General features: G+C 36.0%; 22 protein-coding genes. 16 read left to right on the forward strand and 6 right to left on the reverse strand.

Annotated elements, in window-relative coordinates:
* Positions 1–133 precede the first annotated feature (133 nt).
* Positions 134–1,072, reverse strand: coding sequence for an SPFH domain-containing protein (locus LIV57_RS10410; RefSeq protein WP_062675312.1), 939 nt, complete (start codon positions 1,070–1,072; stop codon positions 134–136).
* A gap of 181 nt (positions 1,073–1,253) precedes the next feature.
* On the opposite strand from LIV57_RS10410, the gene LIV57_RS10415 reads away from it, so the two are divergent.
* From LIV57_RS10415 to LIV57_RS10440, 6 genes are all read left to right on the forward strand, one after another.
* On the forward strand, positions 1,254–1,844 hold the full coding sequence (locus LIV57_RS10415) for a Crp/Fnr family transcriptional regulator (protein ID WP_227942519.1): 591 nt from the start codon (positions 1,254–1,256) through the stop codon (positions 1,842–1,844).
* Between the two features lie 107 nt (positions 1,845–1,951).
* Positions 1,952–2,485 carry a YceI family protein gene (locus tag LIV57_RS10420; protein WP_227942520.1) on the forward strand — a complete coding sequence of 178 codons (534 nt, stop codon included), beginning with the start codon at positions 1,952–1,954 and terminating at the stop codon, positions 2,483–2,485.
* Between the two features lie 26 nt (positions 2,486–2,511).
* A complete protein-coding gene (locus tag LIV57_RS10425) occupies positions 2,512–2,730 on the forward strand; it encodes a tautomerase family protein (protein ID WP_062675241.1) in 219 nt (72 codons plus the stop codon).
* Between the two features lie 7 nt (positions 2,731–2,737).
* Positions 2,738–3,472, forward strand: coding sequence for an SDR family NAD(P)-dependent oxidoreductase (locus LIV57_RS10430; protein WP_227942521.1), 735 nt, complete (start codon positions 2,738–2,740; stop codon positions 3,470–3,472).
* Entirely contained in the window at positions 3,469–3,921 is a 453-nt protein-coding gene (locus tag LIV57_RS10435) for a nuclear transport factor 2 family protein (RefSeq protein WP_227942522.1), read from the forward strand. The genes LIV57_RS10430 and LIV57_RS10435 overlap by 4 nt, the downstream gene beginning before the upstream one ends.
* 30 nt (positions 3,922–3,951) lie before the next feature.
* Positions 3,952–5,025, forward strand: a complete 1,074-nt coding sequence (locus tag LIV57_RS10440) for an NAD(P)H-dependent flavin oxidoreductase (RefSeq protein WP_227942523.1) — start codon at positions 3,952–3,954, stop codon at positions 5,023–5,025.
* Between the two features lie 7 nt (positions 5,026–5,032).
* On the opposite strand, the gene LIV57_RS10445 is transcribed toward LIV57_RS10440, so the two are convergent.
* Positions 5,033–6,388 (reverse strand): deoxyguanosinetriphosphate triphosphohydrolase, encoded by a 1,356-nt coding sequence (locus LIV57_RS10445; RefSeq protein ID WP_227942566.1) that lies wholly within the window; start codon positions 6,386–6,388, stop codon positions 5,033–5,035.
* Positions 6,389–6,591: 203 nt separating this feature from the next.
* Between LIV57_RS10445 and LIV57_RS10450 the strand changes: the two genes are divergently transcribed.
* Both LIV57_RS10450 and LIV57_RS10455 read left to right on the forward strand, forming a co-directional pair.
* Entirely contained in the window at positions 6,592–7,221 is a 630-nt protein-coding gene (locus LIV57_RS10450; protein ID WP_227942524.1) for a class I SAM-dependent methyltransferase, read from the forward strand.
* 89 nt (positions 7,222–7,310) lie between these two features.
* On the forward strand, positions 7,311–8,045 hold the full coding sequence (locus LIV57_RS10455) for a DNA-formamidopyrimidine glycosylase family protein (RefSeq protein WP_227942525.1): 735 nt from the start codon (positions 7,311–7,313) through the stop codon (positions 8,043–8,045).
* Positions 8,046–8,237: 192 nt separating this feature from the next.
* Here the strand turns inward: LIV57_RS10455 and LIV57_RS10460 are convergent, their stop codons facing one another.
* Together LIV57_RS10460 and LIV57_RS10465 are read right to left on the reverse strand one after the other, a co-directional pair.
* Positions 8,238–8,960, reverse strand: a complete 723-nt coding sequence (locus LIV57_RS10460) for a LytR/AlgR family response regulator transcription factor (protein ID WP_227942526.1) — start codon at positions 8,958–8,960, stop codon at positions 8,238–8,240.
* On the reverse strand, positions 8,960–10,036 hold the full coding sequence (locus LIV57_RS10465; protein WP_227942527.1) for a sensor histidine kinase: 1,077 nt from the start codon (positions 10,034–10,036) through the stop codon (positions 8,960–8,962). The genes LIV57_RS10460 and LIV57_RS10465 overlap by 1 nt, the downstream gene beginning before the upstream one ends.
* A 245-nt stretch (positions 10,037–10,281) precedes the next feature.
* On the opposite strand from LIV57_RS10465, the gene LIV57_RS10470 reads away from it, so the two are divergent.
* Positions 10,282–10,656, forward strand: coding sequence for a hypothetical protein (locus LIV57_RS10470; protein WP_227942528.1), 375 nt, complete (start codon positions 10,282–10,284; stop codon positions 10,654–10,656).
* A 244-nt stretch (positions 10,657–10,900) separates the two neighbouring features.
* Positions 10,901–11,557 (forward strand): glycosyltransferase family 32 protein, encoded by a 657-nt coding sequence (locus tag LIV57_RS10475; RefSeq protein ID WP_227942529.1) that lies wholly within the window; start codon positions 10,901–10,903, stop codon positions 11,555–11,557.
* On the opposite strand, the gene LIV57_RS10480 is transcribed toward LIV57_RS10475, so the two are convergent.
* The gene (locus LIV57_RS10480) at positions 11,554–11,889 is read right to left on the reverse strand and encodes a DMT family transporter (protein ID WP_227942530.1); all 336 of its coding nucleotides are present in this window, start codon (positions 11,887–11,889) and stop codon (positions 11,554–11,556) included. The two genes, LIV57_RS10475 and LIV57_RS10480, sit on opposite strands and share 4 nt — an antisense overlap.
* 981 nt (positions 11,890–12,870) lie before the next feature.
* Between LIV57_RS10480 and LIV57_RS10485 the strand changes: the two genes are divergently transcribed.
* The 5 genes from LIV57_RS10485 to LIV57_RS10505 all read left to right on the forward strand — a co-directional run bounded on the left by LIV57_RS10485 (position 12,871) and on the right by LIV57_RS10505 (position 15,875).
* Entirely contained in the window at positions 12,871–13,590 is a 720-nt protein-coding gene (locus LIV57_RS10485) for an AAA family ATPase (protein WP_227942531.1), read from the forward strand.
* Positions 13,587–14,327, forward strand: coding sequence for a YggS family pyridoxal phosphate-dependent enzyme (locus LIV57_RS10490; protein ID WP_227942532.1), 741 nt, complete (start codon positions 13,587–13,589; stop codon positions 14,325–14,327). The genes LIV57_RS10485 and LIV57_RS10490 overlap by 4 nt, the downstream gene beginning before the upstream one ends.
* A gap of 12 nt (positions 14,328–14,339) precedes the next feature.
* On the forward strand, positions 14,340–14,762 hold the full coding sequence (locus LIV57_RS10495) for a hypothetical protein (protein ID WP_227942533.1): 423 nt from the start codon (positions 14,340–14,342) through the stop codon (positions 14,760–14,762).
* Positions 14,763–14,890: 128 nt separating this feature from the next.
* Positions 14,891–15,064: a hypothetical protein gene (locus LIV57_RS10500; RefSeq protein WP_185114222.1), complete on the forward strand. Its 174-nt coding sequence runs from the start codon at positions 14,891–14,893 to the stop codon at positions 15,062–15,064.
* 199 nt (positions 15,065–15,263) lie between these two features.
* A complete protein-coding gene (locus LIV57_RS10505) occupies positions 15,264–15,875 on the forward strand; it encodes an REP-associated tyrosine transposase (RefSeq protein WP_227942534.1) in 612 nt (203 codons plus the stop codon).
* A 293-nt stretch (positions 15,876–16,168) separates the two neighbouring features.
* On the opposite strand, the gene gcvP is transcribed toward LIV57_RS10505, so the two are convergent.
* Positions 16,169–19,027, reverse strand: a complete 2,859-nt coding sequence (gene gcvP / locus LIV57_RS10510) for an aminomethyl-transferring glycine dehydrogenase (protein WP_227942535.1) — start codon at positions 19,025–19,027, stop codon at positions 16,169–16,171.
* 474 nt (positions 19,028–19,501) lie between these two features.
* On the opposite strand from gcvP, the gene LIV57_RS10515 reads away from it, so the two are divergent.
* Positions 19,502–19,651, forward strand: coding sequence for a hypothetical protein (locus LIV57_RS10515; protein WP_227942536.1), 150 nt, complete (start codon positions 19,502–19,504; stop codon positions 19,649–19,651).
* The last annotated feature ends 1 nt before the right edge of the window (position 19,652 follow it).

A 19,652-nucleotide genomic window follows, 5' to 3' on the forward strand; every position in this document is an offset into this window, starting at 1 on the left:
TCAGAAGCGGTTTTTATTTTGCGGGAAGCTGGAAGAACGAAGTCAGAAGTTGCTTTTGGACGATCCGAAAAAGTCAGCAAATGATCCATTTTTACGTGTTTATTTCTGTCTGTCTTTTTACTTCCTTTTTATCTTAAAACCCAGTCTCTTTTTGTGGAGGATCAGGATATTTTCCTTTTGTAGCCTCTCCCACTGTGTTGGCTGTTGTCATCGCCACTACAAGATCGTTCAGCATTCCGCTGGCTGCTGTTGGTGAATTGGGAAGGAGTACAAGATTACTTCTGTTGCTGGCGCCCACAGAATGTAAAGTATCATAATGCTGTGTCACCACAATCAACGCTGATGCTTCATGAGAATTGATATCCACATTATTCAGCATTCTTACAGATTCTTCCAGTCCTTTGGCAATTTCTCTTCTCTGGTCGGCAATTCCCTGCCCTTGTAATTTCTTGGATTCTGCTTCTGCTTTTGCAACGGCAACAATTCTGATTCTTTGTGCTTCAGATTCGTATTCGGCTGCTGTTTTTTCTCTTTCTGCTGCATTGATCCTGTTCATGGCATGTTTTACCTGCTCATCCGGATCAATATCTGTTACCAAAGCTTTGATAATATCATAACCATAACTGTTCATGGCATCCTGAAGCTCGCTTTTCACTGCAATGGCCACGTCATCTTTTCTTACAAAAACATCGTCCAGTTTTAATTTTGGAACCTCTGCTCTTACGACATCAAAAACAAAAGAAGTAATTTGATTTTCAGGATTTTCCAAACGATAATAAGCATCTCCCACCTGACTTCTGATGACCTGATACTGAACAGAAATTTTCATTTTGATGAAAACATTGTCTAATGTTTTGGTATCAATAAGTACATCCAACTGCTGAATTCTCAGATTAAGTCTTTTGGCAATCTGATCTATGATGGGCAGCTTCAGGTGAAGACCTGAATGCTTTACCGCACGGAATTTCCCGAAACGTTCTATAATTGCTGCTGTTTCCTGCTTAACGACAAAAAACGAAGCGAATAAAATGATAAGCCCGAAGAAAATAACGGGTGCAAAATATATACTCATAGTTTTAATTTTTATTAATATGTCGTTACACCACCTGTTTTTGTTAAAAACATTTTTTGTAAGTAGCTGCTTAAATATAAGAAAAATAAATGTAAGATCCGGAATATAATCCCCGGGAAATCAGACTTGATGATATCATATTTTTTTTAAAAACCAAAATTATTCTGAAAAAGACTTACTTTTGAATATTCATTACATCATGGTCAATTCAAAAGAAATATTAAAAGATCACATCTCTAAATTCACTTCAATTACTGAAGAACAATTGGATTATGTTTTCGGACATTTTAACCTGATCTCTTTAAAAAAAGGGCAAAGTCTTATTTCGGAAGGCGATTTTGTGAATCATGAATATTTTGTTCTGGAAGGCTGTCTGAAAGCATTTTATCTAAATGACAGCATGAAAATGTTTATCCTTCAGTTTGCCATGCCTACGTGGTGGGTGACAGATTTTGATGCACTTTACAATAAAACAAGAGCAACCATCAATGTAGACTGTATCACCAATGCCAGCATCCTTTCTATTTCCAACGAGGACAGGGAAAAGATCTGTAATGAAATTCATGAAGTTGAACATTTTTTCAGATGGAGAACCAATAAAGGGTATGTAGCCGCCCAGAAACGCCTGTTATCTTTTATGAATAATGATGCCAGATTCCGGTATGAAGAACTTCTATCCATGTATCCTCAGTTGTACAATCTGGTTCCGAAACATCTGATTGCATCTTATCTGGGAGTAACCAGAGAAACTTTGAGCAGACTGCATCAATAATCAACCTCTTTAAAACAATTAATCTCTTCTTCTATTTTGTGAGGTACATCACGTAACTTTTTCCTTCATTCGGCTGAACTTTGTGTCAATATTTAAACCCAATAAAAATGGACACAAAAAATTTTAAAGTCAATACAGAAAACAGTACTATCGACTGGATCGGAAGAAAAGTAACCGGCGCTCACAACGGAACTATCGGTATAAAAGACGGAAACTTCACATTTGGAGAAGGAAGTTCTATGTCAGGAAAGTTTGTCATAGATACCCGTTCCATCAAAATCCAAGACATTGAAGATGCTGAAACCAATGCGCAGTTTGCCAATCATCTGGCTTCTGATGATTTCTTTAATTCTGAGCAGTTTCCTGAAGCTTATTTCGAGATCACTCATGCAGAACCTGGCGATGAAAATCTTTATTATGCAAAAGGAGATCTTACCATAAAAGGAATTACACATCCTATAGACACAAGCCTGCAGATTGTAAAAACAGATAATATGGCCGTTCTAAAAACCAAGATCATAGTAGACAGAACGAAATTCAACATCAAATTCAGATCTTCCAATTTCTTCACCAATCTTGGTGATACGCTGATATACAACAATTTTGACTTAAACATCCATCTTGTAGCGGAAGCTTATTAATTCTATAACCTTAAAAATTGACCATCATGCCATTCATCAAAGTAGATGTACTTCGCGAAGATCTTAACCGCGAAACAAAACAGCAATTAATCAGAAAAATAAGTGAAGCTGTCACCTCAGTTTTAAATAAGGATCCTCATTTAACGCATATTGTCATCAATGAAATTGAAGATGACAACTGGGGATATGCCGGAGAACAGGTTTCAGTATTAAAAGAACAGGGATTTTCAACAGGAAAAAAATAAATCAGCAATGAAAAAACAAACCATCATTATAACAGGAGCTTCTTCAGGGATAGGATTGGAAACCGCCCGTTATTTCCTGGACAGAGGCGATAATGTCATCATCAACTCACAAATGGCATCCAAATTAGAGGAAGTTTATCATGAATTGGGAGCAGGAGAAAACCTGGCAATGGTTGCCGGAAGTGTTTCTGACAAATCAACAGGGGAAGCATTGGTAAAAACAGCAATTGAAAGATTCGGATCAATCGACGTTCTCGTCAATAATGCCGGAATTTACGAGAACAAGCCTTTCCTTGAAGTTACCGAAGATTATCTGGACCGTTTTTTAGCAACGAATTTAAAAGGAACATTCTTCACTACACAGGCTGTTATTCCTCAGATGATCAGACAAAAAGAGGGTGTGGTAATTAATGTAGGAACACCATTGGTGTATCATGCCATTGCGGAGTCTCCTTCCACAGCGCCTATTTCGAGTAAGGGTGCTATTCATGCACTGACTTTGCAGCTGGCGGCAGAGTTTGGGAAAGATAATATCAGAGTCAATACGGTGGCTCCCGGATTGATAAGAACTCCCATGCATGGTGCAGACCTTGACAATAATGCAAGAATTCACCTCATTAATCGTATCGGAGAGCCGGAAGAAGTTGCTCAGATGATTCATGCGATTGCTAAGAACACATTGATTTCCGGTGCCATCATCAATGTTGACGGCGGAATGGGTGCCGGGCACCATTTATCATGAAACTATCATTAATTATAGCATGGCTGCTCAGCTTTCCGTTGGGCGGCCATGCACAAAATGTAAAGAATATGAAAACCAGTCAGACCGCAGAAACTGAAATAAGAAATGTGATAGAGAACTATTATTTCAAAGGAATTAATGAAGGGAATACTGAACTTCTTGGAAAAGCATTTTATAAAGGAGCTTTGCTTTTCGGGGATATCAATGGAGTTCCGTATTTCAAAACTGCAGAGCAATATATTGAAGGCGTTGGAAATCGTATAAGTCCGCAGAAATCAGGAAAAGGTTTTAAAGCGGAGATTATTTCAATCGACATTATGAATTCAATTGCTGTTGCAAAATTAAACGTAAGGATGTATGATTTTAATTATTATAATTTCATAACTTTCAATCATATAGACAGACAATGGATGATCGTTAACAAGACTTTGACCAATGTACAGCCTTAATTCAGATTTTTAATAAAAACCAATACAATCATGTGGAATAAAAATAGAATTACGGAATTACTGGGAATAGAATATCCTATTCTGCAGGGACCTTTCGGCGGAGGCCTTTCCACCGTTGAACTGACAACAACAGTGAGTAATCTCGGTGGATTGGGAGGTTTCGGAGCTTATACTTTGTCACAGCAGGAAATCTATGACGTTCACAGAGCCATACAATCCAAAACGGACAAACCTTATAATCTCAATCTCTGGGTAAGCGATCACGATATCATTAACGAAAAACACACAAAAGAACAATACCAAAAGGCTGTTGAGACTTTCAAACCTTATTTTGATCTTTTGCAGACGGATATTCCTTTACCACCACTCTCTTTTGAATCAAGATTTCAAAATCAGCTGAACACGGTTCTGGATATTAAGCCTAAAGTTTTCAGTTTTATGTTCGGACTTTTGGATGAAAATATCATCGAAGATCTTCACCGTCAGGGGACTGTTGTGCTGGGAAATGCAACAACGCCGGATGAAGCTGTTGCTCTGGAAAAAACAGGAGTGGATATTATTGTGGCTTCAGGTTTTGAGAGTGGCGGCCACAGACCTTCGTTTCTGGATAGTGCTGAGTTTTCTGTAACGGGAACTTTTGCTTTGATTCAATTGATTAAAGATAAGGTAAAAATTCCTGTAGTTGCTGCAGGAGGAATTGCCAACGGCCGTGGAATTGCGGGTGCTTTTAAGCTGGGAGCCGATGCTGTACAGATCGGAACGGCATTTCTGGCTACTGAAGAATCCGGAGCGTTACCGATACACAGAGAGTTTTTATTTTCCGAAGCTGCGAAATCCACTACTTTAACCAGAGCTTATACCGGAAGATTAGGACGTGGGGTTACTACAAAAATCACAAGAGATGTATTGGCTGCAACAGAAAAAACACTACCGTTCCCATTGCAGACGCATTTTATGGGAGCATTGAGAAAAGCGGCTTTGGAACAGCAAAAAAATGATCTGGTTTTCTTCTGGTCCGGTCAGATTGCGCCGCTTTTAAAGCATAAAAAAGCCTCTGCTTTAATGAGATCACTAATTGAAGAGGCTTCTGAATTATTACAGTAAATAGAATCTACACGGTCATTCCGATGTCTATTCCTTTAATTTTTCTATATAAATCGGTAGCGTAATTATCTGTCATTCCGGAAACGAAATCAATAACCCCAAGAACTTTCTGATAATCGGTGCCGTCATTGTAAATGAATTGCTTTGGAATTAATTTCAAAGCTTTTTCATCATATGATTTTCTGTTATCTTTAGACTTCAGAATGGAAGGAATAAAATGATCCAGCAATTCGTACATTACGTTATACCCCGCATTTTCAATTTCAACAACTGCTTTATGATTGTAAATTTTTTCTACGGAAAAACTTTCAATATCCTGTAATGCTTTGTTTTCTTTCTTGTAAATATCAAGTAAGCCGTTGCCAAGATTTCCTTCAAGAATCGTTTCAAAGTTATGCTTATACATCTCAATCGATTTGTTGATTAATGCATTGATTACTTTTGCTCTTAAATAAGAAATCTGTTCATTTTCATTGGATATAGAACTTAACTTTGTTTCAATTCTCTGAACATCATCAGTCTCCGATTTTACCAGCTCGAAAAACAGGTTTTTGCAGTCTGCTGTGGAAACAATTCCCAATCTGTGAGCATCTTCCATATCAATGATGTTATAACAGATATCGTCAGCCGCCTCTACGAGCCATACAAAAGGATGTCTTTTAAAAATGTGAGGTTCTTCACTTTCAGAAATAAGCTGGGTTCCTTTGGCAATTTCCAGGAAAATATCTTTTTCATTCTGGAAAAACCCGAATTTCTTCCGGTGAATAATTCCTTTCTTTTTCGCTACCGCTTCACACGGATATTTTGCGATACTTGCCAGCGTTGAGAATGTCAGCTGGATACCTCCTGCATCTTTCCCTTGCTGTTGCTGTGCCAGCACTCTGATGGCGTTGGCATTTCCTTCAAAATTAACCAGATCCGCCCACTCCTTTTCATTGAACTTAGATTTCAGATCCTTTTCATTTCTTTCAAAATAGCTTGCAATAGCATCTTCCCCGGAATGTCCGAATGCAGGATTTCCCACATCATGGCATAAACATGCTGCGGCAATTACATTTCCTAAATTATAGAGATAAAAATTCTTTGAATCTTCAGTCAGCTCGTTTTTAAAATCTTCAGCAATAAATTCACCGATAATACTTCCCAAACTTCTTCCTACGGATGATACTTCAAGAGAATGCGTAAGTCTGTTGTGTACAAAAACACTTCCCGGAAGAGGAAAAACCTGCGTTTTATTCTGCAATCTTCTGAAGGCAGAAGAGAAGATAATTCTGTCGAAATCCCTTTGAAAATCAGTTCGCGAAGCTTTGGTCTGTGGATTGTTTCCTGTACGTTGATTGGTGAAAATCTGGTTTAAATTCATCATTTTTCAAAATTACTCCAAATTTTAATTGTACGGAATAGTATTTAGATTTTTATTAGTGAGATCTTCCATTCAAAAAATCTATTATAGTAAACGTTTTTTAGGGATCGGAAAATTTGATGAAATATTTTACATTTGGTGTAACTAATACATTGAAGATTATGAATGATTCTTCTTCATGTCAATTTTAAATTCTTAATACAATGACAGACAACACATGGCTCAACAGATGGGATGAAAGATACAGCACCAAAGAGTTTGCGTATGGAACAGAACCCAACAATTATCTCAGAGAACAATTAACACGGTTAACGCCCGGAAAAATACTTTTTCCTGCAGAAGGTGAAGGCCGGAATGCCGTTTTCGCAGCAACACAGGGATGGAAGGTTTCAGCTTTTGACATCAGTGCAAACGGCAGGAATAAAGCGTTACAACTTGCAGAACAACTGGAAACCACCATTGATTATCAGGTTGGAGAACTTTCAACGTTAAACTATCAGAAAGAACAATTTGATGCCATTGCTCTTATTTATGCTCATTTCCCGGGAGACATTAAATCTTCTATCCATCAGATGCTGAATCAGTATCTGCGTAAAGGCGGTTTTATTATTTTCGAAGCTTTCAGTAAAAACCATCTTGAATATATTGCAAAGAACGAGAAAGTGGGCGGTCCAAAGGATAGTGAATCTTTATTTTCTATTGAAGAAATCAAAGCTGATTTTCCGGATTATGATATTATTGAATTAGCAGAAACAGAAATTGAGCTCAATGAGGGACTATTTCACAACGGGACAGGTTCCGTCATTCGTTTTGTAGGACAAAAACTGGCCTAAAAATATTTTAAACAGGTTTGTTTTGGGATAAAAATCAGGTTTTATGCAGCTATGGAATATTATTTGAATCTTTATCTCAAAACAAACGTATGCCTGAAGGTCCATCCATCATATTAATGAAAGAAAGCCTGCAGCCATTTGCAGGACAGCAAGTGACAGAAGTTTCAGGGAATGCCCAATTTGAGAAAGATTCTTTTATTGGCCAGACTCTTCTCGAAATCCGTACTTTTGGAAAACAGACTTACCTCGTTTTTGAAAAAGCAGCCATCCGGATTCATTTATTAATGTTTGGTTCTTATAGCATTGATGAGCAGACCAAGCCGGATAAAAGTTTGCGTTTAGCCTTGTTTTTCGCTACCGGAAGTATTTATTTTTATACCTGCTCTGTGAAATCCGTAGATCTTGATTTTCTCTCCACCATTGATTGGGAAGCCGATGTAATGAGCGATCAGTGGAATCCCAAAAAAGCAGAAGAGAAATTGAAATCCAATCCGAAAATGATGGTTTGTGATGCATTGATGAATCAGGATATTTTTTCGGGTGTGGGAAATATTATTAAAAATGAGGTTCTTTTCAGGATTGGCGTACAGCCGGAAAGCTTAGTGGGTAATCTTCCTGCTAAAAAAAGAAAAGAATTAATCGCTGAAGCCAGAAATTACAGTTTCGATTTTCTGAAATGGAAAAGAGAATTTGTTCTGAAAAAGCACTGGCTGGTTCATACAAAATCGGTATGTCCGGTTTGTGGACAAAAATTGGTTAAGAAACAAACGGGCGTAGGAAAAAGAAGAAGTTTTTATTGTGAAAAGGATCAGAAGCTTTATTGAATAAACGGTTATTTTTATGTTTTGGCTGAAGCCGTTGATTGTTTTTATTTATCTAACTGACTAAAGCCCATTGCTATTGAATCATAATATTCTATTTTTTCCCACTGATTACACAGATTTTCTAATCATTTGACTGATATTTATTATTACTCATTGCTCATTGCTCATTGCTCATTACCTATTACTCATGTATTAGTCTGAGTTGAGAAGACCTCCTGCAAATTTTGTAAAGAACTCGGAGCGGTAGACTTCTCCAAGAGGAATTTCGGAATCTTCGATGTATATATTATGATTGTCAAATGAATCTATATAATTCATATTCACCACGTAGGATTTGCTGACTCTGATAAAGGTTTCCCCGGAAATCTTCTGATGAATGGTTTTTAAATTCATTGCAGTGATCAGCTTTTGCTGCTTTGTATAAATAACGACATAGTCTTTGAGCCCTTCAATAAATTTAATATCTGAAAAACTGATTTTATAGAACCTGCGTTCTGCCTTTATGAACAGGAAGTCTGCGGTATTGGATTCTACCGTATTTTTCACGGTATTCTTAGATAAAAGTTCGGTGTAAAGTACCGCTTTATCAATTGCTTTTTCCAGCCTTTGAGGATCAATAGGTTTCAAAAGATAGTCTACTGCTTCCAGTTCATAACTTTTCAGGGCATATTGAGAATAGGCAGTTGTAAAAATGATCAGTGATTTTTTCGGAAGCATTTCTGCAAATTCAAGACCTGTTACCATAGGCATTTCTATATCAAGGAAAATAAGATCTACCTCATTATCTTTAAGAAATTCGAGAGCAGAAAGCGCATTGGAAAATTCCCCAAGGATATCGATTCCGGAAATTTCAGTGATCAGCGATCTCATTTCGGATCTTGCCAGAGGTTCATCATCAATTATAATACAGTTCATCACACGGGAATTTTTAAATTTACTATATATTCTTTCTTTCCGGGATCTGTCTTCAGATCAAAAGTATCACTATAAAGAAGTTCCAGTCTTCTTGTGATATTGGCGAGCCCAAGTCCACTGCTCTTTTTGTCCGAAGGAAGATAACCGGTACTTATTGAATTTACACATTTAAAATAAAGCTGCCTTTTATTGATATTGATTTCTATTTTCACATAGGATTCTCTTCCACTGAGATCTACACTATGCTTCACAGCATTTTCTACAAAAGTGGTAAACAGATTCGGAGGAATAAAGGTACTGCTTATTACTCTTTGATCAATATTGACCTGAATGTCAAAAGAGAAATTGTCCCGTCTTATTTTTTCAAGATTTAAAAAATTGGACAGGAAATCAATCTCTGAAGTCAGCAGCGTTTTTTCTTCGCTGTTTTCATACAGCTGATATCTGAGAAACTCGGAAAGTTTTACAATGACTACAGATGCTTTGGCCGGATCTGTTCTGATCAATGCTTTTACATTATTCAGCATGTTGAACAGAAAATGAGGATTAATCTGATTTCTTAGCTCATTCAGCTCCATATTCAGCGTAAGATTACTCAGCTCATTAATTCTTTTATTATCACTGATCCATTTCTGTAAAAGCTTTATGGTTGTCGTTGTCAGGATAATCGGAATACACATCAGAACGCCCTCATAAATACCTCCTCTTTCATTATCTTTCGGAATATATTGTGTTCTGAAATCCTGAAAAAGATGTCTGAAACTGTACCCGATGAAATTAAGTCCCACCACACCCATAAGGACGAGCAGAACAAGATAAGTGACATATTTTGTTTTAAAGAAAAACCGGGGAACCAATACATATATATTAATGTAGACCATTGCGATCAGAATCACATACACAAAGAATAAAACATAGTACTGATATATTCCGGAATACCAATGCCAGAATCTTGCGCTGTACAGTAAAAAGAAAAAGAAGATCAGGAACAGCAGATGCCTTCGGAATCCATATTTCGCTTCCACCAGAAAATCGATCACAAAGGTTTCTTCAAATTTCCACGGGCTATATTTCATATGGCAGGCTCATTTTATTACAAAAATAGGCAATAACGGAAATTAAAGTTGTTTTATTATACAAAACCGGTATTTTATTATACCAATGATCATCCTTCAGGATTTCGTATAAAATACCAGCCATTTTGTATAAAAACAAATTTGTATCCTTCTTTTCTCTATTTCTTTGTGCTGATAAATGAACACATATGGAATTAACAGCTTTTCAAGAACTCACTCAGGAAATATCAATAGAATGTTTTTTTATGACAGCATCTCAACAGGAAGAAAAGGTAATACAGCTTATCGATCTTCATCATTTTATAGAATGTTACGATGCAAAAATGAAAATTGTTAGTTACCTGCATCATTCCATTAATATTGTAGTCCATGAAGGGGAGAAAAAAGGAGTTCTGTTTTGTGACCTGAAACATTCTGCCGTTCCCGATAGCAATGCATCTGAAGAGTTTAGAAGAAGACATAGACTTTCAGAACTCTGGTTTGTTTTTGTAGAGGAAACATTTGTTCCTGATACTGCCTGCTACACGGATGCAATTATTGAAAACAGCCTGGATATATTCTACGACAGGATTTTTACCTTCAATTTTTTCCAATCTATCATTCAACCCTTAAAAAAATAAAACTGATTGTATAATATCTGAACTTATTTTTAAAATTCACAAGCTGGAAGATTAAAAAAAAATTAAAATTTTCTTCTTCCGGCTTTTAACCATTTCTTCAAAATACAATCAAAAAACAAAGCCGGCATAAGCTGTTTCAAATTTCAGGGATTCCCTTCTCCTTATGAAAACTCTTATTACTGCATGCACATTACTGACGAAAAAGGATTTAAGAATTTGTATAAGAATTTATTAAAAACAGGACATGGCAGTACCCAAACAAATATTTCAGACTTTTAAAACCAAAAAGCTTCCTTTGATAACACGATATCACATCTGGAATATGAAAAGAAAGAATCCGGAATACAGCTACTTCTTTTATGATGACAGTGATATTGAAAAATTTCTCACAGAAGAATTTCCTCCCAGCTATATTGAAACCTACCATAAACTGACAATTGGTGCTGCAAAAGCTGACTTTTTCAGGTACGCTGTTTTATATAAAAAAGGAGGCATTTATCTGGATATTGACAGCAGTATCGTAAAGCCGTTCCGGGAACTTATCAAAGAAACTGACGAAGCGGTGATCAGTGCGGAAAGACATGCCAATTTATTTGTGCAATGGGGACTTATTTTTAATAAAAGCCATCCTTTTCTTAAGAAGACATTAGAACTGATGCTTGATAATATCAATAATCACCGGTATCCGAATGATGTACACGCTACTACTGGTCCTACTGTCTTCAGTAAGGGTATAAAACAGTCTCTGGCAGAAAATCCTTCTATTCCTTTTACTTTATTTGACGGCATTGAGTTCAGAGGTTTTTTAAAGTTCAAATATAAACTGGGGAAGTTCTTTTTATACAAAAAAAGGTCTGAACACTGGAAGCAGCAGCAAATGCAGCAGGATATTATTGTTTAATGGGTTCCCATTTTTGAGAATACATTGATAATAATCACTCCGGTTACAATCAGGACAATACCAATGATAGCCGGCAGATCCGGGATCTGTTTGAAGGCTATCACTCCGATCATCGTTATAAATACAATCCCTACTCCGGACCAGATGGCGTAGGTAATTCCTACAGGAATCTGACGAAGCGTAAGGCTTAAAAAATAAAAAGCGCAGGCATATCCGGCAACTGTTACTACAGATGGCCATAGTTTGGAAAATTCCTCAGATTTTTTCAGAAAAGTAGTGGCAATAATTTCAAATATGATTGCCAGAGCAAGAAAAATATAACTGCGTCCCATAAAATTCATTCTTTATACAAAAGTAGTAAAAGCCTCCGGGTAATTCAAAAAATGACATCCAAGCCATCGGTCAGCAGACAATGTTATTTTCAGTTGTGACACAAACTCCTATTTCTTTCTGACATGAAATATGACAGCTGACAAAAATTCCAACATAGAAATCAGTGTTAAAAATAAATTTTATTAACATAAAAATCTGTTTGAAGTGAAAAATTAACGTGCAAAAAATACACTTTAAAACAATATTATGCTAAGCATTATTTATTATTTGTTTTATCAAGTCCAATATAGAAGTCGATAAACGATTAACACATTCACATAATTTTACAGATAGAATAATAAAAGTATTAATAAATTCCAAATAATACATTAATTTATTGTAAACAAAAATTCACCAATACATGAACCTGAAACACGCTAATACACTGATAAACATCATAGTATTTTACTTTGGCACATGATTTGAAAGTAGTAATATTGCAATTGAAAGATTGATAAAAAAAAGTCAAATAATTAAAAATAATACAAAATGATAACTTATATCGGTATCGCAACAGGTTTAGTCGTAATTACTTCATATTTCATGACAGTAAGAAGAGAAAGAAACTAATCTTAAAACAAAACAAGCCTATAGAAAATCTATACTAATTATATTGTTTTATGTTTTTAGTCTGAGAGATCGGATCGCTCTTTTACCCATCGGGTAAAAGGGTCCAAAAACATAAGCAGAAAGATCTTAGTTTCATAACAAATTTTAATATCCAATGAATAAAGCCGGTCGCAAGTCTGGCTTTATTTTTTATTGAGTCTTTTTCCCACAAATCTCACAGATTTTCACAAATTGTTGCTAACACCAACATCAGTTCATTTATCATTTATAATCCATTTTACGCTGGACCAGCTGTTTATTATTTTTCAGGATTCTTTTTGACGTCCAATAAAGCTTTATCTTTGTTTACTCAATATTTTTTAATTGTCATTATGAATCTGTACAACCTTATTATTCAAGATAAAGAACAGGTAAATCTTAACGAAGTATTTCTCAATGCGAACAACAGGGAGCAGCTTGTACAGCTTATCAAGGAGCATGCTTATGTTAAGGAACTGCAGGAATACGGCCTGCCGGTTAACCATAAGATTCTGCTTGAAGGAAGTTCCGGATGTGGAAAAACAATGACGGCCAAGGCCATTGCCAATGCTCTGGGAAAAAATATTATTATTTTAAACCTTAGCAATATTGTCTCGTCCCGTATCGGAGAAACGTCCCAGAATATTAAAATGATTTTTGATAAAGCCGCCAGAGAAAGATCCGTACTTTTTCTTGACGAACTGGATCAGATCGGAAAAGCAAGAGGCAGCGATGATAAAGATGTAGGCGAAATGAGAAGATTAGTTAATACCCTGATTCAGCTGATTGATTATTATCCTGAGAATGCTCTTTTAATCTGTGCCACCAATCATCCTGAGATTATTGATACTGCCCTTTTAAGACGTTTCCAGCTAAAAATTAATTATGAAATGCCTTCCGCTGAGGTTCTGGATTCGTACTATAATCAATTATTAGCACAGTTTCCGGAAGATTTGAGAACGATTGAAAGAAAATACTCTGTTTCTTTTGCTGAAGCTAAAGACCATGCTTTAACCGCCGTCAAAGCTGCTTTAATAAAAAAGCTGGAGGCTAAAGAAATTATCCCATCATGAAAGAAGACATTCTCCACAATCTCACTTTGATCAATGAAAGAATAAGAAAGGCTTGTGATCAATCAGGAAGGAATATTGATGATGTAAGGTTATTGCTCGCTACTAAAACTGTTTCTGCAGACCGTATCAAAATTGCTTTGGAAAACGGACAGGAATTAATCGCAGAAAACAAAGTACAGGAATTGAAGGAGAAATATGAAGACCTGAAAGACATTCCTCATGAAAATCATTTTATAGGCCATCTTCAGACCAATAAAATAAAAGATATCCTGAAATACGATGTTACCTGCGTCCAGTCTCTGGATCGACTGGAACTTGCTGAAAAACTTCATCAAAGACTTTTGGCTGAAAACAGAACGATGGATGTTTTGATTCAGGTGAATACATCCAATGAAGAAAGCAAATTTGGAGTTGATCCCAGTGAAGCTATTGAGCTTATCCGAAAAATTTCCGACTACTCTACTTTAAAGATAAAGGGATTGATGACCATCGGCTTATTCAGTGCTGAAACTGAGAAAGTAAGAGCATGCTTTAAAATCCTGAAAAAACTTCAGCAGGACATCATCACCGAAAATATCCCCAACGTAGAAATGAAAGAGCTTTCCATGGGAATGAGCAGCGATCTGGAAACAGCCATTGAAGAAGGCGCCACCATTGTACGGGTGGGAACTGCCGTTTTTGGAGCGAGAATCTATCCGGACAGTTATTATTGGGATGAAGGAAAAACAAATAACTAAGCTTACAACTCTATGTTCCCATTTACTTATACTTTTGAGAGAGAAATCATTAAAGAGAAAACCTCTGATGAGGTCATCTATACAGTACGTGATCTGCTAAAAGAAAAAAAGGTTCAAAACATTCTTTACGGGCATGGATTTGTTTCTTTAGATGAAGGTTTTCCCAGAGCCAGAAGCAATAACGATTACTTATCTTTAATTGATGAAGGAGTATTTACTTATAATGAAAAAACCAAGATATTGACTTATAAAGTAAAACTATGGAAATTACATCTTTTCGCCCTTATATTGCTTATCATTACGATGATTTATTTTGATGGTTTCTTTGGTAAATTGCTTCCTGTTTTCGGACTTTTGATCAATCATTTATTCTCTTATTTTGGAAGTCAAGGTTTAATTGAAGAAATTGCCCATAAGCTGAATTACCTTTCATAATCCCACTCTCCTATTTATTTGTCGGTAACTAAAAGTAATCAAAAAATCCCTGAAACAATACGTTTTTAAAGTCTACAAATCCGGTATACTTTTTGCTGTAAATATTTCGTAACCAAACAAATACATTTATGGATAAAAAATTACTATCGGTATGTCTGTTCATGACATTATTATTCTTTTTTTCATGTGAAAAAGAAAACACACAGATGAAAAGTGGAATTTCCATTGAAACCATTTCAATTATAACCTGCGTTACTATGGGCTTTGCTATTTTGCTGGCGTATAGTTTTAAACGAAGATAACAATCCGGAATTTAAATACTAAGCACCTCTCAGTTTTTTGGGAGGTGATTTTGTTTTAATTAAAAAGAATTTGGTACAAATCTTCAGCTCCACATATTAATATCCACGCTCCGCAAAGTCTCCTGACTTTGAGGCATATAAAAACACTGTAAAATATCTAATTTACAGCTCCATTAATTATCTTTGATAAAAACCAGATATGAAAGAAGGATATGTTATCAGAGATCAGGATAGACCTCACTTTTTAACCTGTACTATTATTGAATGGATAGATATTTTTACCCGAAAAACATATCGGGATAGCATTATAGAATGCTTTGAATTCTGCATCAAAAACAAAGGAATGATTCTTTATGGCTATGTCATCATGAGCAACCATTTACACTTTATTGTACAGTCAAGGGATGGGAAACTCTCAGATCTAATCAGAGATTTTAAAAAATTTACGGCGAAAAAAATATTAGAAAAAATACAAACAGAACCTGAAAGTCGAAAAGACTGGATTTTAGAACGATTGGCTAAAGCTACAGAAACTCATTCAAGAAATAAAAATTTTCAGGTTTGGCAATATGGAAATCATGCTGAGGAGATTTTCAACTTACAATTTCTATGGGATAAATTAAACTATATTCATCTAAACCCAGTTCGTGCCGGAATTGTATCAAAAGCAAATCACTATATTTATTCTTCAGCAACAAATTATTCTAATGGTACAGGAATAATCAATTCAATTGAAATTGCAGAAAATCCAGTGATCAATATAAATAGAAATTCTGAATTTTGGAAATACAACAATTATGATGATGAATAATGTACTCAAAGTCAGGAGACTTTGCGTAGCTAAGCAAATAAAAATCATTGAGATTGCTTCGCTGCGCTCGCAATGACAATGAACGTACAAATCTAGTAATTTGTAGAAAAAACACATCGTTTAAGCTTCGCTGAGTAGAACGCCTTTGCGAACATTTGAAACAATTAGTTGTCAAAAAATCCTTGCGACATTTGCGTTAAAGAGATTGCTCTATTTTATGCGCAATGACTATGAAATAAACAAAAATCCCTCTCATTACTGAAAGGGATTTTTTTATCGTTAAAAAACTGAGATTACATATAAGCTTCAATCGGCTCACAAGTACATACCAGGTTTCTGTCTCCGTAAGCTTCATCTACTCTTGATACAGAAGCGAAGAATTTGTGGTCTCTTACCCACTCTAACGGATAAGCTGCCTTTTCTCTGCTGTATGGTTTATCCCATGAATCTGAGATTACCAGCTGTTCTGTATGAGGAGCATTTTTCAATACGTTGTTTGTTGCATCTGCTTCTCCATTAGCAATTTCATCAATTTCTTTTTTGATGGAGATCAATGCTTCTGCAAAACGATCGATTTCAGCCTTGCTTTCAGATTCTGTAGGCTCAATCATTAATGTACCTGCAACCGGGAAAGAAACGGTAGGAGCATGGAAACCATAATCCATCAATCTCTTCGCCACATCTGCCACTTCAATTCCTAAAGATTTGAACTGACGGAAATCTACGATACATTCGTGAGCTACTCTTCCGTTTTCGTTTGAATATAAAATCGGGAAATGCTCTGCTAACACTTCTTTCAGATAGTTAGCGTTAAGGATAGCATGTCCTGTAGCCTTTTTAAGACCTTCAGTTCCTAACATTTTGATGTAAGCATAAGAAATGTTAAGGATCAATCCTGAACCGTAAGGTGCTGCAGAAATACCGTCGATTGCTTCTTTAGAACCAATTCTGATATTTGCGTTGGAAGGAAGGAAAGGTACTAAGTGCTTAGCAACACAGATCGGACCTACTCCAGGGCCCCCACCTCCGTGAGGAATTGCGAAAGTTTTATGAAGGTTAAGGTGGCAAACGTCCGCACCAATGTTTCCAGGACTTGTAAATCCTACCTGAGCGTTCATATTCGCACCATCCATATATACTTGTCCTCCGTGCTCGTGGATAAGGTTGGTAATTTCTTTAATGTTGGCATCAAAGAAACCGTAAGTTGAAGGATAAGTAATCATTACAGCTGATAAGTTGGCTGAATGAAGTTCTGTTTTAGCTTTAAGATCTTCGAAGTCGATTTCCCCGTTTTCAAGGTTTTTCACGACTACGATTTTCATTCCTGCCATAGCAGCAGAAGCCGGGTTGGTACCGTGTGCAGACTGAGGGATCAATACTACATTTCTGTGGTGGTCACCTCTTGAGATATGATATTGTCTGATCACCATTAATCCTGCATATTCTCCTTGAGCTCCGGAGTTTGGCTGAAGAGAAGTTCCTGCAAAACCTGTAATTTCTGCTAAGTCTTTCTCCAGTTCACGGATCATTTCCTGATACCCTTCAGCCTGGTTTACAGGTACGAATGGGTGAATTGCGCCCCAGTTTTCCCATGAAAGTGGTAACATCTGAGTGGCTGCATTCAGTTTCATGGTACAAGATCCTAAAGAAATCATTGAATGAGTCAATGATAGGTCTTTTCTCTCAAGACGCTTGATGTAACGCATCAATTCTGTTTCCGTGTGGTATTTGTTGAATACTGATTCTGTAAGAATTTCGTCTTTTCTTAAGTTTTCTTCAGGAATACTGTATCCTTCTTTGATTTCTAATTTGAAAGTCTGCTTGTCTTTGAACTGAGCGAAAGAAGCCATCAGATAGTTTAATTTCTCTAATGTTGTACTTTCGTTGATCGCAATACTTACTACACCTTCTGTGAAATAGTTTAAGTTTAATCTGTGATCAAGCATTAGTCTTACCAATCTTGCTTTCTCATCTTCAGCCATAGTGATTTTCACAGTATCGAAGATTGGCTCTTCTACTACCTGATATCCTAATGCTTTAAGACCGTTTTTCAAAGCATTTGCTTTAAAGTGTATCTGATCAGCGATATAGTTTAATCCTTTTGGTCCGTGGTAAACAGCATACATACCTGCCATTACAGCCAAAAGAACCTGAGCTGTACAGATGTTTGAAGTAGCTTTCTCTCTTTTGATGTGCTGCTCTCTGGTCTGTAATGCCATTCTTAATGCACGTTTTCCGTACATATCCTGAGAAACCCCAATGATTCTTCCCGGAATATCTCTTTTATAATCTTCTCTACAAGCGAAGAAAGCTGCGTGAGGACCTCCGTACCCTAATGGAATACCAAATCTCTGCGTTGTTCCTACGGCACAGTCAGCACCCATTTCTGCCGGAGACTTTAGCTTAACCAAAGCCATCGGATCACAAGCAACCGCTACCTGAAGATCAAGTTTTTTATATTCTACAATATCTTCTGTATAGTCTAAAACGATTCCGTTTTTACCAGGATATTGTAATAAAACACCATAATAAGAACCATCAAACTGGTGTGTTTTATGATCTCCTACTACAATCTCAATTTCTAACCCTTCAGCTTTTGTTTTTAATACAGAAATGGTTTGTGGAAGAACAAGGTCAGAAATGAAGAACTTGTTAGCTCCGGCTTTTTTCTGGTCTTTAGATCTGTTGTTGAAGAACATATGCATTGCTTCAGCAGCAGCAGTAGATTCATCCAATAAAGATGCATTTGCCAATGCAAAACCTGTAAGATCGCATACTACAGTCTGGAAATTAAGAAGAGCTTCAAGTCTTCCCTGTGCAATTTCTGCCTGATATGGAGTATACGCAGTATACCAGCTAGGGTTTTCAAAAATATTTCTCTGGATTGCTGAAGGCAAAAGGGTATTGTGGTATCCGAATCCGATATAACTTGTATAATCAGTATTTTTAGATGCCAATTCTTTTGAGTGGTTCAACATTTCGTATTCAGAAAGTGGTTCCGAGATCTCAATATCTTTCTCTAAACGGATAGAAGAAGGGATGGTTTGAGAAATTAACTCTTCAATACTAGAAACGCCAAGTTTCTCCAACATCGCCTGTTTATCGGCTTCATTAAGGGAAATGTGACGGCTCACAAACTGTTCTGTATTCATTTTTATTTATTAGATTTTGTTTGTAAAAAGATGGGTAAAATTACAATTTTTTGAATGATTTCACAAGAGTACCAGAGAGGTGATAATTCACACATCTATTTGTGATTTTTCTCACAATTTGCATTTCGTAAATTATGATACGGTTAACATTAATTTCATCAACAATAACCATTATTCTATACATAATATACAAGGAAAACCATCAATTTATATATAATTAAGTTCTTTATGTATTGTTAAATTAGTGTATATCATCAATAAATTTCACCTTTATTATTGAATCTATTAAACGAATTTTTTTTAAAATATAATGTGTTCAACATCTATTTTTGTACTTATACTGAAAGTGTCTGCCGTTCAAATTTAATTCCATTAAAACTCTTTTAAAGTAATTTGCAACTGCTATTCATCAGGTTGTAAGAATTTTATGAAATTTTATTAATTATATTTATTCTAAATTAATATATTTGCAGCATGAATATGATTATCCCATTTAAAGTTCCGCCATTGGCACCTTACTCATTCAATAACGAAGAGATGTTCTGTGAAAAGAAATCATGCTGTAAAAAATTCAAAAAAGGGAAAAGATGTAAAAAATGCCCGGGAAGAAAGAAAATGGCATAAA

Origin of the sequence: Chryseobacterium sp. X308 (genome assembly GCF_020733145.1) — a bacterium.
GTDB classification, from domain to species: domain Bacteria; phylum Bacteroidota; class Bacteroidia; order Flavobacteriales; family Weeksellaceae; genus Chryseobacterium; species Chryseobacterium cupriresistens.